General features: G+C 62.6%; 22 protein-coding genes. 9 read left to right on the forward strand and 13 right to left on the reverse strand.

Annotated features, from left to right (window positions below; all coding sequences use genetic code 11):
* Positions 1–110: 110 nt before the first annotated feature.
* From ATY77_RS02940 to ATY77_RS02965, 6 genes are all read right to left on the reverse strand, one after another.
* Positions 111–1145 (reverse strand): L-idonate 5-dehydrogenase, encoded by a 1035-nt coding sequence (locus tag ATY77_RS02940; protein WP_088685999.1) that lies wholly within the window; start codon positions 1143–1145, stop codon positions 111–113.
* Positions 1146–1154: 9 nt separating this feature from the next.
* Positions 1155–2561 carry a TRAP transporter large permease gene (locus tag ATY77_RS02945; protein WP_088675913.1) on the reverse strand — a complete coding sequence of 469 codons (1407 nt, stop codon included), beginning with the start codon at positions 2559–2561 and terminating at the stop codon, positions 1155–1157.
* A gap of 4 nt (positions 2562–2565) precedes the next feature.
* Positions 2566–3138, reverse strand: coding sequence for a TRAP transporter small permease (locus ATY77_RS02950; protein WP_088675914.1), 573 nt, complete (start codon positions 3136–3138; stop codon positions 2566–2568).
* Between the two features lie 386 nt (positions 3139–3524).
* Positions 3525–4499: a sialic acid TRAP transporter substrate-binding protein SiaP gene (locus ATY77_RS02955; protein ID WP_088686000.1), complete on the reverse strand. Its 975-nt coding sequence runs from the start codon at positions 4497–4499 to the stop codon at positions 3525–3527.
* Between the two features lie 24 nt (positions 4500–4523).
* On the reverse strand, positions 4524–5282 hold the full coding sequence (locus tag ATY77_RS02960; protein ID WP_088686001.1) for a FadR/GntR family transcriptional regulator: 759 nt from the start codon (positions 5280–5282) through the stop codon (positions 4524–4526).
* 109 nt (positions 5283–5391) lie between these two features.
* Complete coding sequence (locus ATY77_RS02965) at positions 5392–6465, reverse strand: Ldh family oxidoreductase (RefSeq protein ID WP_088686002.1); 1074 nt, start codon at positions 6463–6465, stop codon at positions 5392–5394.
* 156 nt (positions 6466–6621) lie between these two features.
* Between ATY77_RS02965 and ATY77_RS02970 the strand changes: the two genes are divergently transcribed.
* Positions 6622–6882 carry a hypothetical protein gene (locus ATY77_RS02970; protein ID WP_088675918.1) on the forward strand — a complete coding sequence of 87 codons (261 nt, stop codon included), beginning with the start codon at positions 6622–6624 and terminating at the stop codon, positions 6880–6882.
* Positions 6883–6953: 71 nt separating this feature from the next.
* Here the strand turns inward: ATY77_RS02970 and ATY77_RS02975 are convergent, their stop codons facing one another.
* Positions 6954–7682, reverse strand: coding sequence for a Crp/Fnr family transcriptional regulator (locus tag ATY77_RS02975; RefSeq protein ID WP_088686003.1), 729 nt, complete (start codon positions 7680–7682; stop codon positions 6954–6956).
* A gap of 230 nt (positions 7683–7912) precedes the next feature.
* Between ATY77_RS02975 and ATY77_RS02980 the strand changes: the two genes are divergently transcribed.
* Both ATY77_RS02980 and ATY77_RS02985 read left to right on the forward strand, forming a co-directional pair.
* Complete coding sequence (locus tag ATY77_RS02980; RefSeq protein ID WP_088686004.1) at positions 7913–9286, forward strand: PAS domain S-box protein; 1374 nt, start codon at positions 7913–7915, stop codon at positions 9284–9286.
* 208 nt (positions 9287–9494) lie between these two features.
* Positions 9495–10235, forward strand: coding sequence for a Crp/Fnr family transcriptional regulator (locus ATY77_RS02985; RefSeq protein WP_088686005.1), 741 nt, complete (start codon positions 9495–9497; stop codon positions 10233–10235).
* Here the strand turns inward: ATY77_RS02985 and ATY77_RS02990 are convergent.
* From ATY77_RS02990 to ATY77_RS03000, 3 genes are all read right to left on the reverse strand, one after another.
* On the reverse strand, positions 10219–10458 hold the full coding sequence (locus ATY77_RS02990) for a hypothetical protein (protein WP_088676091.1): 240 nt from the start codon (positions 10456–10458) through the stop codon (positions 10219–10221). The two genes, ATY77_RS02985 and ATY77_RS02990, sit on opposite strands and share 17 nt — an antisense overlap.
* A gap of 96 nt (positions 10459–10554) precedes the next feature.
* Entirely contained in the window at positions 10555–10854 is a 300-nt protein-coding gene (locus ATY77_RS02995) for a hypothetical protein (RefSeq protein WP_088686006.1), read from the reverse strand.
* Positions 10847–11146 (reverse strand): hypothetical protein, encoded by a 300-nt coding sequence (locus ATY77_RS03000; protein WP_088675923.1) that lies wholly within the window; start codon positions 11144–11146, stop codon positions 10847–10849. Before ATY77_RS03000 ends, ATY77_RS02995 begins: the two co-directional genes overlap by 8 nt.
* A gap of 277 nt (positions 11147–11423) precedes the next feature.
* Here ATY77_RS03000 and ATY77_RS03005 point away from each other — a divergent pair, with 277 nt between their 5' ends.
* From ATY77_RS03005 to ATY77_RS03015, 3 genes are all read left to right on the forward strand, one after another.
* Complete coding sequence (locus ATY77_RS03005; protein ID WP_088675924.1) at positions 11424–11795, forward strand: hypothetical protein; 372 nt, start codon at positions 11424–11426, stop codon at positions 11793–11795.
* A gap of 103 nt (positions 11796–11898) precedes the next feature.
* On the forward strand, positions 11899–12183 hold the full coding sequence (locus ATY77_RS03010) for a hypothetical protein (RefSeq protein ID WP_088686007.1): 285 nt from the start codon (positions 11899–11901) through the stop codon (positions 12181–12183).
* 13 nt (positions 12184–12196) lie between these two features.
* Positions 12197–12379, forward strand: coding sequence for a hypothetical protein (locus ATY77_RS03015; RefSeq protein ID WP_088686248.1), 183 nt, complete (start codon positions 12197–12199; stop codon positions 12377–12379).
* 22 nt (positions 12380–12401) lie between these two features.
* Here ATY77_RS03015 and ATY77_RS03020 read toward each other — a convergent pair whose 3' ends face one another.
* The 3 genes from ATY77_RS03020 to ATY77_RS03030 all read right to left on the reverse strand — a co-directional run bounded on the left by ATY77_RS03020 (position 12402) and on the right by ATY77_RS03030 (position 14712).
* Complete coding sequence (locus tag ATY77_RS03020; protein ID WP_088686249.1) at positions 12402–13121, reverse strand: Crp/Fnr family transcriptional regulator; 720 nt, start codon at positions 13119–13121, stop codon at positions 12402–12404.
* 113 nt (positions 13122–13234) lie between these two features.
* On the reverse strand, positions 13235–14218 hold the full coding sequence (locus ATY77_RS03025) for an alpha/beta hydrolase fold domain-containing protein (RefSeq protein WP_245314272.1): 984 nt from the start codon (positions 14216–14218) through the stop codon (positions 13235–13237).
* Entirely contained in the window at positions 14215–14712 is a 498-nt protein-coding gene (locus tag ATY77_RS03030) for a DUF4142 domain-containing protein (protein WP_088686008.1), read from the reverse strand. Before ATY77_RS03030 ends, ATY77_RS03025 begins: the two co-directional genes overlap by 4 nt.
* A 160-nt stretch (positions 14713–14872) precedes the next feature.
* Here ATY77_RS03030 and ATY77_RS03035 point away from each other — a divergent pair, with 160 nt between their 5' ends.
* The 3 genes from ATY77_RS03035 (at position 14873) to ATY77_RS03045 (ending at position 17135) form a co-directional block, all read left to right on the forward strand.
* The gene (locus ATY77_RS03035; protein ID WP_088675928.1) at positions 14873–15385 is read left to right on the forward strand and encodes a ferritin-like domain-containing protein; all 513 of its coding nucleotides are present in this window, start codon (positions 14873–14875) and stop codon (positions 15383–15385) included.
* Between the two features lie 3 nt (positions 15386–15388).
* Positions 15389–16273, forward strand: coding sequence for an MBL fold metallo-hydrolase (locus tag ATY77_RS03040; protein ID WP_088686009.1), 885 nt, complete (start codon positions 15389–15391; stop codon positions 16271–16273).
* A gap of 139 nt (positions 16274–16412) precedes the next feature.
* Positions 16413–17135 carry a Crp/Fnr family transcriptional regulator gene (locus ATY77_RS03045; RefSeq protein ID WP_190237579.1) on the forward strand — a complete coding sequence of 241 codons (723 nt, stop codon included), beginning with the start codon at positions 16413–16415 and terminating at the stop codon, positions 17133–17135.
* Positions 17136–17278: the final 143 nt, after the last annotated feature.

Genomic DNA, 17278 nt, shown 5'->3' on the forward strand with positions numbered 1-17278 from the left:
TGCGCACCTGTTCCAAATAGCTCCACAACCGACAGCCGACGGAGGGTCGCCGAAAGCCTCGATACGTTGGCCAACGCAGCGAATGAGGCCTGACCTCCCTGTTTCGCGCCCTAAAACGTAAGCTGCACCTTACAGGCAGCCGTGCGGTCGCCGGCGAGTGTGAAGGCGGCCGTGGCGTCTTCCAGCGGCAGGCTGTGGCTGATGATCGGCCGGACGTCGATCTCGCGGCTCGATATCAGCTTGACGGCGGTGGCGAATTCCTCGTGGAAGCGCTGCGTGCCGTGGATATGAAGCTCCTTGCCGACGATGGCGTTGAGCGGGACCGGGATCTCGCCGGTGACGCCGACCTGAACGATCGTGCCGCGCGGCCGGATGGCGGCGATGGCGCTGCGGACGGCGGGTGCTGCGGCCGAGCATTCGAAGACGAGATCGAAATAGCCCTTGCCCGCCTCGAATTCGGCAAGTGCTGCCGCATCGCGGGATACATTGATCGCGCGGCTTGCGCCCATCGCCTTTGCCCGCTCCAGCGCCGCATCGGCGAGATCGGTCACGACGATTTCGGCGGCACCGTGATGGCGGGCGGCGGCGACCATCAGGCAGCCGATCGGGCCGGCGCCGGTGACCAGCACGCGTTTGCCCGATATCTCTCCGGCGCGCGATGCCGCATGCAGGCAGACGGAGAGCGGTTCGCTGCAGGCAGCTTCCGCAGGCGTCGTCGCGGCACCCACTTCGACGCACTGTTTGGCCGGCACGACCAGCCATTCCCGGAACATGCCCTGTTCATGCGGCAGGCGCATCGCGCTGCCCATGAAGCGCATGTCGAGGCAGTGGATCGGCAGTCCCTTCGCGCAATATTCGCATTGGCCGCAGGGCTGGCTCGGATTGACCGCGACCAGCGCGCCGGCCTTGAGGTCGACCCCCTCGCCCGCCTGGCTCACCCTTCCCGCCGCCTCGTGGCCGGGTATGATCGGCTCGCGGACTCTCACCGGCCCGAAGCCGCCATCCTGGTAATAATGCAGGTCGGAGCCGCAGATGCCTGCGGCCGCCATTTTCAGAAGCACTTCGCCCGGACCGGGCGTCGGAACGCTGTCGGTTTCGACCCTGAGGTCGCCCTTCTGGTAAAGCCGTGCCAGACGCGTCTGCATCCTGTCCTCCTATCTCAGCAGCCCGAGCTGCTGCGGCAGCCAGAGCGATACGGCGGGGATGAAGGTGATCAGGATCAGCGCCAGGAAGAGCGGCACCAGCCAGGGCAGGATCGCCATCGTGGTGCGCTCGACCGAGAGTTTCGCCACGCGCGACAGGACGAAGAGCACCATGCCGAGCGGCGGGTGCAGCAGCCCGATCATCAGGTTCAGCGTCATGATCAGGCCGAACTGCACCGGATCGATGCCGAACCGCGCGACGATCGGCAGAAGGATCGGCACGAGGATGGTGATCGCCGCGATCGTATCCAGGAAGCAGCCGACGAAGAGCATCAGCAGGTTCACCAGGATCAGGAACACCCACTTGTTGTCGGTTATCGACAGGATCGCATCGGAGAGCAGCTGTGCCGCCTGGCTCACCGTCAACAGCCATGCGAAGACGGAGGCCGCCGTGACGATGAAGAGCACGGAGGCCGTCGTCTCGATCGTGTCGAAGCTTGCCTTGGCGAGCGTCGAGAGCGTCATCGTGCGGTAGCGCACGAGGCCGAGGAACAGCGACCAGAGCACGGCGGCGACCGCGGCCTCCGTCGGCGTGAACCAGCCCATCGTCATGCCGCCGATCAGGATGACCGGCGTCATCAGCGCCATGACGGCGGAAAAGCCGAAATACCAATCGGCCGCCAGAAGTGCGAGCAGAGCGATGCCGGCAGCGGCATTCATCGACAGGCCGGCCCGCATCATCAGGTAGATCGCCACGGGCACCAGCAGCACCACGACGATTTCCATGCCCGCCGACAGGAGCTGCTTGATATCGAAAGGCGCGTCGGAGCCCCAGCGCTTCTTGTAGGCGAAGGCGGCAACGGTGACCATCATCAGGAGCGTCATGACGACGCCGGGCAGGATGCCGGCCATGAAGAGCGCGCCGATCGAGACATTGGCCATCATGCCGTAGATCACGAAAGGCAGGGACGGCGGGAAGATCGGCCCGAGCGTTGCAGACGCCGCCGTGACGCCGACGGCGGCCTCGACCGGATAGCCGTGGTCCTTCATCGCCTTGATTTCGATCGTGCCGATGCCGGCCGCATCGGCAAGTGCGGTGCCGGACATGCCGGAGAAGATCACCGAGCCGATGATGTTGACCTGCGCCAGCCCGCCCTTCATCCAGCCGACGAGCGCGACGGCGAAGGAGTAGATGCGGCCGGTGACGCCGGCCGAATTCATCAGGTTGCCGGCGAGGATGAAGAAGGGCACGGCGAGCAGCGGAAAGCTTTCCACGCCGGCGATCATGCGCTGGGCGACGATGATGTCGGGCGCCACATCGTAGAGCACGATATAGAGCACGGATGCGACGGCCATCGAAATGGCGACGGGCACGCCGACAAGCATCAGCAGCAGAAACGAACCAAGCAGCAGCAGCATCGGATCAACCCTCGACGGTCTGGAATTCTTCGGGCCGCTCCAGGACGGAGTAGCCGCGGCGCATATTGGCGATGAAGACGATGACCGCGCGGATCAGCATCAGCACGAAGGCAACAAGGACGGAATAGAAGACGATGTTGCGCGGCAGCTCGACGGTGACCATCTGTTCGTCGGCGACGATCTCGACGTAGCGCCACATCAGATAGCAGCCATAGGCGAAGAAGCCGATGCGGACGATATCGACGAAGGTCGCGAGCACACGCGCCAGACCCGCCGGCATATAGTGATAGAACACATCCACCTGAATGTGCCGCGACATGCGCACGCACATGGCGGAGCCGAGAAAGACGACGCCGATCAGGCAGTTGATCGCGATCTCCTCGGTCCAGGCGTAGCTGTCGTTCAGCACATAGCGGGTGAAGAACTGCAGGAAGACGCAAGCTGTCATCAGCCAGAAGACGATCAGCGTGATCCAGTCCTCGATGCCATAATCCGCAACATTGGCGGTCGGCGCGTGCCCTTCGAATTCGTGGCCGATTTCCTCGGCCGTGATTGGCGTGTGAATTTCTTGCGACATGATCGGCCTTGTTCCTGTTGGGGAAGGAGGGCGCGGCGCCTGGGCGGCGCGCCTAACCTTGATGACGAGCCTCGCTCCTCGCTCGGCGTCATCCTCGGTCTTGTGCCGAGGGTCTGCTGCCCTATCGAACGGGGGCAGATGCTTGGGGCAGAAGCCCGAGCATGACGAAAGAGGAGATGGCGGCCCTTTCAGTGCGTCGACAAACCTCGTTATTGCTCGGCGGCGTCCCCGCCCCTCATCCGGCTGCCGCCACCTTCTCCCCGTAAACGGGGCGAAGGGGATGTGCCGTGACCTTTTCGTCCCTCGCTTATGTCTCGCAAGGCACGTCCCCTCTCCCCGCGAGCGGGGAGAGGGTTAGGGTGAGGGGCAGTTATCGCTGCAGGCTCTTACTGGATCGCCCGGATCGCTTCCCAATCGGCCTTCTCGTAGCCGAAGTCTTCGAACTTCACCTTTTCCATCACGTTCTTTTCGAAGTCGGCCTTATCGACTTCGGTGACGTTGATGCCCTTCTCCTTGAAGGTGGCGACGAGGCTGGTTTCCTTGCCGGCGATCGTCTTGGTGGTGCGCTCGGCGGCCTGCTGCATCACTTCGCCGAAGATCTTCTTGTCCTCGTCGGAGAGCTTTGCCCACAGCTGCTTGGAAACAACCGTGTTCAGGTGATCGACGATATGGCCGGTGAGGATGATGTTCTTCTGGACTTCGAAGAACTTCTTTGCCTCGATCGTCGTCAGCGGGTTTTCCTGCGCCTCGACCGTGCCGTTCTGCAAGGCGAGATAGACTTCGGCGAAGGCGATCGGCGTGGTGTTGGCGCCGCAGGCGCGCGGCATGGCGAGATAGGCCGGCACGTCGGGCACGCGGATCTTCAGGCCCTGCATGTCGGCGCATTTGGCGATCGGCTTGTTGGACGTCGTGTGGCGCGTGCCGTAATAGCTGACGGCGGCGATGTGGTTGCCGGTCTTGTCCTCATAGCCCTTGGCGAGGCGCTGGAAGACGTCGCTCTTGGTGTAGGCGATCAGATGGTCGGGGCTGCGGAAGATATAGGGAAAGTATGTGACGCCGATCGGCTTGTAGTCGCGCGCCGCAAAGCTCGAACCCGAGATGATGATGTCGACCGTGCCGAGCTTGAGGCCCTGGTTGATATCGGCTTCCTTGCCGAGCTGCGAGGCCGGATAGACGTCGATCTTGTAGCGCCCGTCGGTGCGCTTGGCGATCTCTTCGGCGGCCCAGACGGAATCCGTGTGGAAAGGCTCCGAGGTTTCGTAGACATGCGCCCATTTCAACACCGTCTGGGCGTGCGCGACCGCCGTCGTCGCCATGATCGCGGCTGCGGTGCAAAGTATCGTTGCCAGTCTCGTCTTCATTGCTTGCTCCTCCCGAGCTCGGGTTTAAGTCTTGTTGGCTCCTTTCGCGGCCGCCTTGTCGCGGCCGCGCTCCTCCTCTCCCGAAAACTCCTCCCCGAAGCTCTCGGAAAATCTCTTCTGCGATAACGTCAGATGGGCGCGCATCGCAGCTTTCGCGCCCGGCGCATCGCCGGATGCGATCGCATCGCGGATGGCGCGATGCTCGTCCACGGCTTTGCGCCATGTCGTCGGCCCCTCGAAGTGGCTCGCAAGCTTTTCGAAATAAGGGGTCATGCGCATATCGAACATTTCGCCGGTCACGCGGATCAGCGTCGCATTGCCGACGATGGCGGCAATGCCGGTATGAAAGGCGCGGTCGGCGGCGAGCACGGTCGCGGCATCGTTGACGCCGCCGCTCATGCGCATCAGCGCCTCGTCGAGCACGTCGATATCTTCGGGCCTGGCGCGACCGGCCGCTTCCTCGGCGATGGCGCATTCGATGATGGCGCGCGCCTGCAGCAGCTCGAAAGGCCCCTCCACCGGCTCGCTTTCGCTTGCCGCCATGCTGACCGCATGCCGGCGCACCACATAGATGCCGGAGCCCATGCGGATGTTGACCAGTCCTTCGACCTCGAGAACGATCAGCGCCTCGCGCACCGTCGGGCGCGATACGGACAATTGCTCGGCAAGCTCGCGCTCGGCCGGCAGCTTCTGACCGACGACAAGCTCGCCGCCTGATATCATCGAACGAATCTGATCCGCGACCTGCCTGTAGAGGCGGCGCGATTCAACAGGCGAAAACATTCTGGCCTCCCCGGCGGCTTCTCCTCAAGTCCGCAGCTGGTCAACTGGCCTGACCAATTAACCAACAGGTATCACCGCTCGGGTTGTGCGTCAATCCGCCACATGAAACTCAGACAGGCGCGTTGATGCCATAGGTGGAGCCGAGCGCCTGGAAGGCGCCGACCGTCGCCGGGTCGAGTTCCACGCCGTCTCTTTCGCGCTGCGCGGCGACCGCCCATTCCCGGTCGCCAGGCGCCATCACCGTGAAGCCCTCGCGCGCCGGAGAGCTGCGCAGCGTGTCGAGGTAGCGCTTCATGGCGGCATCGAAGGTGTTGATGTCGAGAAACGCGCCGGGCTTCAGCGCGATGACGAACGCGCCGATGCCGCGCGGCGTCGAGAAATCGGGCCCCGGCATCGGCGCGATGTCGAAGCTCAGCCGCATACCGGTCAGCACCGCGCTCAGGATTTCCGAAATGCCGGCAAGCCCGGCGCCCTTGAAGCCGAACTCGCCGCCGAGCGGCGCCAGCATGTCGGCCACATCGGGATCTCTGGTGTCGTGGCCCCGCTCGTCGGAGGCGACGCCGGCCGGCAGTTCCCGGCCGAGGCTTCGATAGAGTTGCACTCGGTTATAGGGCACGGCACTCGTCGCCATGTCGAAGAGCCAAGGGTCCTGCCCCTCGACCGGCACGGCGCAGGCGATCGGGTTGGTGCCGTGGAAGCGCATCGCGCCGTCATGCAGACGCACGAAGCTGTCGGAATTGCAAAAGGCAAAGCCGATGAAGCCACGGCTGGCTGCGTCGATCGCATAGGCGCCGGCGGGACCGAAATGCGACGAGTTCCGAACCGCGACCGCGCCGATGCCGAATTCGCTGGCGAGGCGGGTCGCATGGTCCATGGCCGTGTAGGTCGCCAGCGCCCCATGGGCATTGTCGGCGTCGAGCGAGGCGACCGCGCCGAAGGCGCTGGCGAGCGCCAGCCTGGGGCGCGGATTGAGCCTGCCCTCGACCAGTCCCTTCACATAATGGGACAGCAGCCGCACGCCGTGGCTGTCGATGCCGTGGCGGGTGCCGTGCATCATCGCCCGGGTCGCGGCCTCCGCAGTCGGCTGGTCGGCGCCTGCCGCGACCAGGATCTGCCTGCAAAAATCCGCGATCGCCGCAAGCGGGATCGCGGGGCTGGACGGTGTAGTGCTGTCGGTCGCCATGTTGCGTGGTCCATTTCCGGTGACGATTTCAGAAGTAGTAGCCAAGCGCCTGCCGCGCGTAAATGCCGGGCATGGGGAAGCGCCGGCGGTCGCGGAAGAGGCGGGAACCTTCGCTAATCTTCCGGGTTGGGTGGTCCTGATATCGGGAGCATGAGAATGAATTATATCTGGCTTTTTGCCGTGGCGGGAGGCGCAGCCCTTCTCGGATTCGCACTCGCATTCGGAATGATCAAGCAGGATGGAAAGCGGTCTGTCGCCGCGATTGCCGGCGCCTTCATCGTTGCCATCGGCGCGCTGGGACTTGGCGTCTATGTCAGCAAGGAACCCACGGCCCCGATGCGCGCTTCCGATCGGGAAGGATCGCAAAACGCGCTTCCCGGTGCCGCGACGACGAGAGAGGATCTGCCGGGTCAGTGACACGGCGACCGGCAGGAATGGCAGGCTGCCGGATACGCGGGATGGCGCGTGCAGGCACTTATCCAATTGGCTTAGCGGTACATGGCCAGAGGCCGGCGGCTGGTTTGCGGCCAGTCGTGGCCGGTTATGCCGGGGACGTTGTAGGCGTCCGCTGCGAAGGCTTCGAGCGAAGTGCGATTGCGGATAATCACCAGGCCGCGGGTGGAATAGATGAGATGCTGGCCTTCGAGGACATGCAGGGCATCGGTGACGCTGGAGCGGCGTACGCCGAGCATGCTCGCCATATATTCGTGGGTGATTTCGATCTCCTGTCCTTCCAGCCGGTCGTGGCACATCAGGATCCACTTCGCCAACCGGACATCGATCTTGTGAACGGCGTTCGAAAGCGCGGTGCTGGCGACCTGGGTGAAGAAGGTATGGAGAAAGCGCGAAAGCAGCCGGCGGACGTCGGGCCGCTCGTCCAGGAAACCTGCCAGGGCGCCGGCTTCCACACGGCGGCCGTGACCGCCGACCTGCATCATCACATCGAACGAAAATCGCTCAGCATCCACAGTCAGCGCCGGCGGCGACATTCCGTCCCTGCCGAGCACGCCGACCTCGGCCCTCCTGCCCTCGGGGCTCGTCGCCACCATGGAGGCGATGCCGTTTTCCAGGAAATAATAATGGCTGACCGGCATGCCCAGATGGACGAGCTCGAAATCGCGCGGAAGAGGAAGCGGTTCCAGTATGCGTTCCAGAGCCAGAAGCTCCGGATCCGCCAGCTGCGACAGGATGAGATTTTCGCTTTCGAAAGCGCGCATCGCTCTGCTCTTTGTTTGGCAAGAGAACACCGTGTCCAGCCGCCAGCGTCATAGTCCGCTCGGCCGCAGGAAAATCATGAATTGGAGACGGCTGATCGCAAGGCGCTCCGACCTAAACACGATGGGCCGACAAAAGGTTCCGTGACGAGTTTTGTGCGTAACCGCACATCGCAGTGCAAATGCTTTAGCAAGTGCTAATGTCATTGACGGCAGTTCGAGGGCGCACTGGCATGGATCAATATCCTCTTTCAAACGAGGAAACGGAAATCTATCGGCACATCGTCGAGAGTGCTGCGGACTATGCCATTTTTGCGATGGATCGCCATGGCACCATCCTCACCTGGAGCGCCGGCGCCGCGAAACTTTTCGGCTATCCGGCCGCCGAAATCATCGGCCAGAACGGCAGCCTCCTCTTCTCGTTCGAGGATCAGCTCGCCGGCGTCCTGCTCAGGGAAATCCGGCTGGCACTCACCGCCGGCCGGGCCGGCGACGATCGCTGGCACGTCAGAAAGGACGGCAGCTCCTTCTGGGCTTCGGGGCTGATGATGCCGCTGCGCAACAATGCGGGCGAGATCTACGGCCTGATGAAGATCGTCCGTGACCGGACGCAAAGGCTTCATGCGGAGGAGGCCTTGCGCGCCAGCGAAGAGCGGCTTCAGCTGATCCTCAAGAGCGCGATCGACTATGCGATTTTTGCTTTCGATCGGGATGGACTTGTTATCAGCTGGAACACCGGAGCCTGCCGCATCTTCGGTTACGAGGAAGCTGAGATCCTCGGCCGCGACGCACGTATTCTCTTTCTCCCCGAAGACCGCGAAGAGGGCGTGCCGGAACGCGAAATGAAAACGGCCTTTGAGCGTGGCCGAGCGGAGAACGAACGGTTTCACCTGCGCAAGGACGGGTCGACATTCTGGGGCAGCGGCCTGACCATGCCGCTGCGTGCCCAGCGTGCCGGCTATCTCAAGGTGCTGCGGGACGAGACGGAACGTCATTGCGCCGACGAGCACCAGGAAATCATGCTCCGCGAGATGAGCCATCGCGTCAAGAACAGCCTTTCTCTGGTCGCGGCCGTGCTCGCCATGCAGGCCCGCTCGGCCAAACAGGAGGAAGTCGGACAGGCCCTTCGCGACGCCGAGGCGAGGGTCGGAACCATTGCTGAAGTGCACGACCAATTGTGGCGCCAGCCGCATACCGAAACGGTGGATCTGGCGGATTTCCTGTCGAGCCTCTGTCAGCGCCTGCAGCAATCGAGCTCCCGCCACACGCTGACGGTCGAGGCCGATCCATGCATGGTCGATGCCGATCGCGCCATCCAGATCGCGCTCCTCGTCAACGAGCTGGTGACCAATGCTTTCAAGCACGCCTATCCTGATATCTGCGGCGCCGTCACCGTCAGCGCCCGCAATCTTGGCGATGCGATCCGTCTCGAGGTGGCCGACGGCGGACGTGGCCTGCCCGCGGAGGTGCTGGCCTTCGAGAATGATGGAAAAAGCCTCGGAATGAAGATCGTGCGCGGGCTCGTGCAGCAGTTGAAGGCCGAGCTACAAGTCGAGGATCGCCTGCCCGGCGCCGGCTTCGTGATCCGGCTGCCGCGAGAGAGCTGACGGCTTCTGCCGAGGAAGTCGTAAATCTTCTCCGTTCCTGCCTTCTTTGACATCCCGTATTTTCTTTTGATCGCGGCGTTTGGTCAAAACCGCACAAAGCCTTTCACGAATATAGCTATGCCTGCCGATTTGGCGCATAAGCTGACCATTACCGTGATCACGGAGACTGTCGGTATGAGCGCGGGCTCCCTCCCGCAGGAGACAGTCAATGGCCGCACTGGGTCAGCGCGATGTTCATAACCTGCTGTTGAGAGCCCTTCCTGCTAGGGCCTTCGACATTCTCATCGCTGACGCCGAAACCATCGACCTGCCTGTCAAACACGTCCTGGTCGAAGCCGATCAGGTGAACGAGCATGTCTGCTTCATTGAGAGCGGCCTTGCATCGATGGTGGCATCGAATGGCGAGGACGAGTCGGTCGAAGTCGGCCATATCGGCTATGAGGGCATAACGGGATCGCATGTGGTCCTGAAGACGGATACGACGCCGAACCGGACCTTCATCCAGGTCGCCGGCGACGGCCTGCAGGTTTCCGTCGGAAATTTCAAACGCATGCTGGCGGAGTTTCCAGCCGCCAACGATCTGTTCCTCAACTATGTGCATTGCTGCGACATCCAGCTTGCGCAATCGGCGCTCGCCAACGGGCGCTACAACATGCATGAGCGCCTCGCCCGCTGGCTGCTGATGTGCCATGATCGGCTTGATGGTAACGACCTGCCGCTGACTCATGAATTCCTGGCGCTCATGCTCGGTGTGCGCCGCTCGGGCGTGACGAACGAGTTGCATGTCATCGAAGGGCTGAGAGTGATCAGGTCGACCCGCGCCAACGTCCGGATCCTCGACAGGGAGCGGCTGGAAGAGATCGCGGCCGGCAGCTACGGCATCCCGGAGCGGGAATACGAACGTCTGATCGGCCTGCCGATCCGACGGTCCTCTACACGGAACGCCTGAAGGTCTCGATGAAGGGAACGATCAGGATGAGGGTGCCTTCTTCGTCGCAGATGTGAATCTTTCTCGCCGATATGTCTCTTCCGGCAAGAATTGCCTCGCTCATGAGGGCTCTCGCATCCTGCACGGCTTCCTGCCTGGCATCCTCGATCGTCGCCAGCTCCGAACCTTCCAAATCAGGGACCATGCCGGCCTCTGAAACGACGTTGAAGTAAAATCGTGGCATCAGCCGCCCCATTATTGAAGAAACAATGCCATAAGTTGCGGTAATGTTCCCGGGAAAAGCCCTCCAATCCCTCTCGTTTTCCTCAGGAATATCGACTCAATGGGGTGCTTGCGCGGCTCCGGTTCCAATACGCGCCATCGCTGCCCGAAGGTCAAGAAGCTCCATAAGAATATTTTCCCAATCTTCGTCGTCCGCTCTGGCGATCGGTATGACTGCAGCGGTGATCATCTGAAGCAGGCGATCGAGCGCCGGGGATCGATCGAACGCGCCGTGCGGCGCGCGATCGCGCAGGCTCCTGATATCGTCGACGATCTCTCGCAGGGCTATCTGCCGATCCGCGAAATTGAGGCCGGAGGAAACCAGCCTGATCGACGCGCTTTGCCGGCTCCTATCCATCGTGATACGCCGCTTGTCCGGTTTTCCCGCGCGCGGCGGCGCAGGAGCCCGCATCCGAAGCGGGCGGCAGGTCCGACAGATCCAGATGCATATGCCGCATCAGGCCGGCGAGCCTGTGCCTGTCCCGGATGCCGCATTCGAACCAGGAGACGAGCTCCCTGGCGACGTGTTCGGCTGCCGGGCTGTCGATCCCGCATGATCTTTCCCGGCACCATCCCTGGAGCACGGCGGTCAGCATCGCCAGATCATCGGGCTGCAGCGCCGGCTTGGTGATTCCCGCGTGCTGGATCATTCGGGCGCCTCCCTCCCATTATATGCGACAATCCTAAACTTCGGGTCTTCGATTTCAACTGCTAGTGCGGAAGCGTACGGATCAGACAATCGGCATGCCGATTCGGCGCAGCGGGGAACAAGGCCGACCTTCCGGGGTTCGGCGGTAAGGGCAAAATCAACGTCGCATGACAGGCTCGGATATGGTAGGCACTGTACAGGCGCGGACCGCCTGATGCTTCGAACCGCACTGAACAGCATGATCGCCCCCCCAACGAGGATTACGATAGGCGTCCGCCATGAAGTCCCTCAGCCCGGTCGCCGGCAAGACGATTCTGATCATCGGTGAGGCTGGCTTCCTTCCGGAGGATGCCAGGGCCGCACTGGTCGCGCTCCAGGCCGTGCTCGCCGGTCCCGTCGTCGTTTCCAGCGCGATGGAATGCCTGAGCGAAGGCCTGATGTTCGACGCTGTGATCATCGACATCGCGATCTCCGACGAGGCCATGCTCTGGTTGAACGAATGGCTGGAGACGCGCCGGATTCCCTTCATCTTCGCTCATGACGAACGGTCGGCAACGCCGCCCGGCGGGTTCGTCGTCAGCGGGCGTCCTTCCGATATCGACGCGATGATCGCCGCTTTGTTTGGGCGGGACCCATCCTATTATCATTAGCTGTTCGGTTCCGTACAATTGGGGGACGAGGAGTTGTTTCGGCCTCATTCGAGTCCCATTATTAAAACTCGCGAATGACGGCCTCGGGAGCGGGGAAAACCTCATGCTCGATTCTCAGTCTATTCATTTGAAAGCACTCGATTCGGCGGATCTCCACCATCTGCAGGCGGTTTTGAACGTGATCTGCCGCGAGGCGGGCAAGCCCTTGCGCGCGCCCGATATGCAGGAGATCGCGGCGCTGCTGATCCGCCTCTACCGCCATGGCGTGACCGACGAAGAAAAGCTGCTCTCGGTCGGCAGGCTGGCGTCGGCGCAAACGGCGCCCTCCCCCGTCACGGCCGGTGCCGCCGGGCGAAAGAAAAATGGCCGGCCCCTCAAGCCAGCCTGACGAGGAACAGCGCATGAACGACAATGAAAAGCCGCGGGCCGACGTCGGGGGAGCCGACAAGAAACCTGCCGAAACAGACAAAAACCCGCCGGCCGGTCCTCACGCCAAGGATCATCTCATCGACCAAAGCAAAACGCCGGGCGCCGGCTCGCTGCCCGAGAAGGACGAGCAGAGCATCAACTCGGGATCGGGCTGACCCCGCCATCAACGCTCGCCTGTCAGCGTGCGAGATCCTTGCCGATCAGCCGCCGGTATTCCTCTTCGGCCGAGCCATAGGACCCATGCGCTTCTTCGATCAGGCCCCGCCGGTTGAGGATGACGATCTGCCGCCGCGTCGAGCGGATCAGCCCCTTGCCTTCGAGCAGATGCAGAGCAACGGTGACGCCGGCGCGGCGCACGCCGAGCATCACCGCCAGAAACTCATGTGTCAGCCAGATGGTCGCGCCATCGGTCCGGTCATGGACCATCAGCAGCCAGCGCGCCAGCCGCTCCTCCAGTTTGGCATGGCCGTTGGCAAGCACCGTGGAAGTCGTCTGCGCGAGCAGCGCCTGGACATAGGCAAGAAGCAGGCTGCGTAAGGGACGACTTTCCTCTATCGCGGCTGAAAGAACCGATGCCGGCAGCTTGAAGCCATGGCCGGAGACCTGCATGAATGTCCGGTTCGCCGATTGGACGCCGCCGAGAATGACCGCCGCGCCGGTCATGCCCTCGCGTCCGACGATGCCCACCTCGATATCGCGCCCGCCCGGGAAGCTCGCCACGATCGAGGCAAGCCCCGATTCGAGAATGTAGACGTCGTCGACCGGCCTGTTCTCAGTTTCAAGGATCAGAGGCACTTCGAGATCGACGGGCTCCAGATGGGGCAGCAGAAGTTCGCGCTCCTGCGGCCCCATGGCGCGCAAAAGTTCATTCCGAAAACTCAATTCTTGATCGTTCATGTCCATCCGCGCATCGGTGATAATGCGGCCCTTGCTGCGGGCGAACCTAACCATCTAGAATCATTGAGCAATACATTGTGCAATAGCGTACAGACAGGCGGGTTGGCGCGCGATCAATTGCCACCTGCGGCAGTGGACCCGTCCAGCACTTGCGACATCCATATCTTCACGAGGCCGTTTGCCCTTGCCGCCAGCTTCGTCGGCAATCGGTTGAAGCCGTGCGGTGCTTCGGGGAAGACAACGTAGTTGGCATTGTTGCTTTGGCTCTGCCACCGCCTGAACATCGAAAGACTGTCGTCCTCGATCGGATCGAGCGCTCCCGCGATCAGCAAGGCGGGCGGCAGGCCCGAGAGATCGGCAAACAATGGGCCCTTCGCCTCGCGACCGGACAGGCTTGGCGTCAGCCGCTCGAGGTTGCGGAGCGCCGAAGGGGCATCGATCAGCAGGCTTCTGCCGGTCGACTGCCGAAGGCTTTCGGACCCGTCGAGATTGAAAGCGCCGCACATGGAAATAAACCCCACAACGGGCTTGGCCTTGCCGCTCGCGCGAAGATGAAGGAGCGCTTCCGCTGCGAGATGTGCGCCTGAAGATTCACCGCCGAGTATGACCCGCTCAACCTCGAGCGTGGCAAGATGGTCGACCAGCCACTCGGCCGCGGCCTTGCAGTCGTCGACGGCAACGTCGAGCCGGTCGTCGATCGCATTATGAAAATCGACGCCGGCCACCAGCATCCGGCACTCTCTGGCGATTGGCTGGGTGATGCCGTCGTCGAGCCGGGCATTGCCCATCACCCAGGCGCCGCCATGGAAATGGATGTAAAGGCCGCGGCGGACCCCGTCGGGAAGGATCAGCCTGAGCCCGATCCGCCGGCCGTTGACGACGATAGTGCGCCCTATGGTGCGACTTCGGCGGAACAGTCGATCGGGAGACAGGCGCTGAAGCGTGCAAATGGCGGCCTGCGCCGCTTTGGCGTTCCAGCGCCGGTCGGTGTGATAGCGCGGGAGAAGGTCGAGGACCGCATTCAGCTTGCGGGCGCCGCTGAGTTCCGCGCGGGTGAACACCGTCTCGCTATGGTGTCTCGCCGCCGCCTTCTTCACTTCGACGTCAGCCCCTGTATCTTGGTCAGGTGCATTCTGAGGTCCGGCAGGATCTTCTGCGATGCGCGCTTCAGGGCGCCGTCTGGACCGTTTCGTGAATAATCATGGAAAAGCGCCACGGCCTCCTGATGCGCCGCCACCTGCGTCGAAAGATAGGCCTGGTCGAGATTAGCCTGATCGCTTTGATTGAGTGCTTCAAGCTTCTTGTTGTGCTCGTCGTCCAGCGCGGCGGGCAAGCTGATGCCATCCTCCTTGGCGGCATCGGCAAGGGTAGCCCCCGCACGCTCATGATCCTTCAGCATGTCGCCCGCAAATTGCTTCGCATCTTCGGCTTTGCCTTTGGCAAGTTCGATCTTTGCTGCTTCCACCTCGAACATGTTTGCCATGGCGGCACGCGCAGCGAAGTCGGTTGCCTTTTGACGCGCAGCCTCGTCCGCCGCGAAGGCGGGCGCGGCGAGCAGGAATAGAAGGCAAAGCCTGAATGTCAGCGTCATGATTGTTCTCCCGGTTGGGCTCGAGCCGTTGAAATGCGGTTCCAACATCCGGGGCGGGCGACGGTTCCCGGCGCTGGGCGAGATCCGGCTTCGATTTCGCGAGCCTGAGGGAACCGCGGCAAGGCATCGTTGTTAGACCTCGCGAAAAAGGAGGCCCGATATGGCAGAGAATGAAATTCGCGACATCTTCGTCGTTGGCTTGAGAAACGCACACGCCATGGAAAACCAGGCGCTGAGCATCATGAAACCGCAGCTGAAGCGGATCGAGAACTATCCTGAAGTCGCCGACAAGCTCGATCAGCATATCCGCGAAACCGATGGTCAGATCGTCCGGCTGGAGGAGATCCTCGACGGCTTGAACGAGGATAACTCGACACTCAAGGACCTGGCGCTTTCCTTCAGTGGATCCATGGCGGCGCTCGGCCACACGGTTGCCGGCGACGAAATCCTGAAGAACGCCTTTGCCAACTTCGCCTTCGAGAATTTCGAGGCTGCGGCCTACAAGTCGCTGCTCGTGATTGCCGAAGCCGGCGGATATGGCAACGCCGTGACGGGCCTTCAGGCAAATCTGGCTGAAGAGCTGGCGATGGCGGAATGGATCAACGACAATCTCGTCGCGCTGACGACAAAGTTCCTCTCGCTGCGCCAGGCGGGCGCGACGGCAAAGGTCTGAGGCATGGTCAATCAGCTTCCCTTGTCCGATGCCGACCTTGCGCCCGTCAGGAAATCGGCTGACGGGACGAGCGTCATCGCGCCCGATCTTGCCTACCGAACGATGTCGATCGTCAACGTCGTCTTTTACGGCGATCCGACGAGGCCGGGTCCGTGGGTGCTGATCGATACCGGTCTTTCGACCTCGAGCGACCGCATCAGGGCCTGCGCCTCGCTGCGGTTCGGCGACAATGCTCGCCCTGCCGCCATCGTGATGACCCATGCGCATTTCGATCACGCCGGTTCCGTCGAGAGCTTGGCAAGTCACTGGGACGTGCCGGTCTACGCGCATCCGCTGGAAAGACCATATCTGGAAGGACAGGCGTCCTATCCTCCAGCCGATCCGCTGGCCGGCGGCGGCGCCATGACCCTGCTTTCGCCGCTCTACCCACGCTCGCCTGTCGACGTGCGGGCGCGGCTGAAATCTCTGCCGTCCGACCAGACGGTTCCGGGGATGCCGGGGTGGAAATGGCTCCACACGCCCGGCCATTCGCCCGGCCACATCTCGTTGTGGCGCGAAAGCGATCGCACGCTGATCGCAGGCGACGCCATCATCACCACCGGCCAGGAATCAGCCTACGAGGCCATCGCGCGGACGCCTGAGATGCATGGGCCGCCACGCTATTTCACGCCTGATTGGGAAGAGGCGGAAAAATCGGTGGCGCTGCTGGCCTCGCTGGAGCCGGAACTGATCGTCTCCGGACACGGCCTGCCGGTGAAAGGGCAGATCGTGCGCGGCAAGCTGCGGCAGCTCGCGGCGAATTTCCGCGATATTGCCGTCCCCATAGGCGGGCGCTACGACCTTGATCCGGCAAAGCCCGGCAAGCCTGGCAACGACGCCTTCCGCTGACCTCCTGTTCCGACAGGAACCAAAGGCCGTGCCAAAGAGTTTCAATTTTGCGGCCTAGGCCGGCAAGCCGGCCGTGGCAATAGAACTGGCGATACTGCCTCAACAGCCCCGCACTGACGGAGGGCGACCATTGGCAGAGATGACACAGCCGAAGGAGAACCGCCTCCTCGCCCTCTTGCCGGAGGAGGAATACAGGGCCGTTGCGGCCCATCTCGCCCCCTGTGAAACCCCTCGCGGCTTCGTCATCGTCGAGGCAGATGCGCCGATCGACTATGTCTACTTCCCGTGTACGGGGATCGGCTCCGTCATCAACGTCTCGCCCGAGGGCAATCGCGTCGAAGCGGGATTGTTCGGCCGCGACGGCTTTGCGCCGACGGCGGCTGCGATCGATGCCGGTGTCAGCATTTCGGAAGTCGCCGTCCAGGTGCCGGGCTTCGCCTACCGGCTGCCGCAGGCCCGGCTGCCGGATCTGATGCGGACGCAGCCCGCTTTTGCCGGCCTCTTACACAAGGGCGTCCATGTCCTGGCGACCCAGGCCGGTTTTACCGCGCTTTCCAACGCGGTCCATGAGATCAACGAACGCCTGGCGCGCTGGATATTGATGTGCCACGACAGGATCGACGGCGACAAGCTCGAGCTGACGCATGAGTTCATCGCGCTGATGCTGGCGGTCCGTCGCCCGAGCGTCACCACCGCCCTGCACATGCTGGAAGGAAACCATTTCATCCGCTCCCTCCGCGGCATGGTGATCGTCAGAGACCGCGCCGGCCTCGAGGAATTCGCCTCCGACGCCTACGGCAAGGCAGAGGAGGAGTACGAGCGGCTGATCGGGCCTTTGCGAAAATCGAAACGCCAGATCTGAAGGAGAGGAGAGATGAACCACGAAGCAGATCGTCACGCCCTGATGATTTATATCGGAGCCGTGATGCTGGTTGGCCTTGTGATCGTGTTCGGCGTCGCGATGGCGTGAAGCGCCGTAACGACCGGCCCACGAGCCCGTAAATG

The organism is Rhizobium sp. R634 (genome assembly GCF_002211305.1).
Taxonomy (GTDB): Bacteria; Pseudomonadota; Alphaproteobacteria; order Rhizobiales; family Rhizobiaceae; genus Rhizobium.

Bases quoted from the DNA above. Each gene is read 5' to 3' on its own strand.
- ATY77_RS02940 (WP_088685999.1), bottom strand. From the start codon at position 1,145: ATGCAGACGCGTCTGGCACGGCTTTACCAGAAGGGCGACCTCAGGGTC.
- ATY77_RS02945 (WP_088675913.1), bottom strand. From the start codon at position 2,561: ATGCTGCTGCTGCTTGGTTCGTTTCTGCTGCTGATGCTTGTCGGCGTG.
- ATY77_RS02950 (WP_088675914.1), bottom strand. From the start codon at position 3,138: ATGTCGCAAGAAATTCACACGCCAATCACGGCCGAGGAAATCGGCCAC.
- ATY77_RS02955 (WP_088686000.1), bottom strand. From the start codon at position 4,499: ATGAAGACGAGACTGGCAACGATACTTTGCACCGCAGCCGCGATCATG.
- ATY77_RS02960 (WP_088686001.1), bottom strand. From the start codon at position 5,282: ATGTTTTCGCCTGTTGAATCGCGCCGCCTCTACAGGCAGGTCGCGGAT.
- ATY77_RS02965 (WP_088686002.1), bottom strand. From the start codon at position 6,465: ATGGCGACCGACAGCACTACACCGTCCAGCCCCGCGATCCCGCTTGCG.
- ATY77_RS02970 (WP_088675918.1), top strand. From the start codon at position 6,622: ATGAATTATATCTGGCTTTTTGCCGTGGCGGGAGGCGCAGCCCTTCTC.
- ATY77_RS02975 (WP_088686003.1), bottom strand. From the start codon at position 7,682: ATGCGCGCTTTCGAAAGCGAAAATCTCATCCTGTCGCAGCTGGCGGAT.
- ATY77_RS02980 (WP_088686004.1), top strand. From the start codon at position 7,913: ATGGATCAATATCCTCTTTCAAACGAGGAAACGGAAATCTATCGGCAC.
- ATY77_RS02985 (WP_088686005.1), top strand. From the start codon at position 9,495: ATGGCCGCACTGGGTCAGCGCGATGTTCATAACCTGCTGTTGAGAGCC.
- ATY77_RS02990 (WP_088676091.1), bottom strand. From the start codon at position 10,458: ATGCCACGATTTTACTTCAACGTCGTTTCAGAGGCCGGCATGGTCCCT.
- ATY77_RS02995 (WP_088686006.1), bottom strand. From the start codon at position 10,854: ATGGATAGGAGCCGGCAAAGCGCGTCGATCAGGCTGGTTTCCTCCGGC.
- ATY77_RS03000 (WP_088675923.1), bottom strand. From the start codon at position 11,146: ATGATCCAGCACGCGGGAATCACCAAGCCGGCGCTGCAGCCCGATGAT.
- ATY77_RS03005 (WP_088675924.1), top strand. From the start codon at position 11,424: ATGAAGTCCCTCAGCCCGGTCGCCGGCAAGACGATTCTGATCATCGGT.
- ATY77_RS03010 (WP_088686007.1), top strand. From the start codon at position 11,899: ATGCTCGATTCTCAGTCTATTCATTTGAAAGCACTCGATTCGGCGGAT.
- ATY77_RS03015 (WP_088686248.1), top strand. From the start codon at position 12,197: ATGAACGACAATGAAAAGCCGCGGGCCGACGTCGGGGGAGCCGACAAG.
- ATY77_RS03020 (WP_088686249.1), bottom strand. From the start codon at position 13,121: ATGAACGATCAAGAATTGAGTTTTCGGAATGAACTTTTGCGCGCCATG.
- ATY77_RS03030 (WP_088686008.1), bottom strand. From the start codon at position 14,712: ATGACGCTGACATTCAGGCTTTGCCTTCTATTCCTGCTCGCCGCGCCC.
- ATY77_RS03035 (WP_088675928.1), top strand. From the start codon at position 14,873: ATGGCAGAGAATGAAATTCGCGACATCTTCGTCGTTGGCTTGAGAAAC.
- ATY77_RS03040 (WP_088686009.1), top strand. From the start codon at position 15,389: ATGGTCAATCAGCTTCCCTTGTCCGATGCCGACCTTGCGCCCGTCAGG.
- ATY77_RS03045 (WP_190237579.1), top strand. From the start codon at position 16,413: ATGACACAGCCGAAGGAGAACCGCCTCCTCGCCCTCTTGCCGGAGGAG.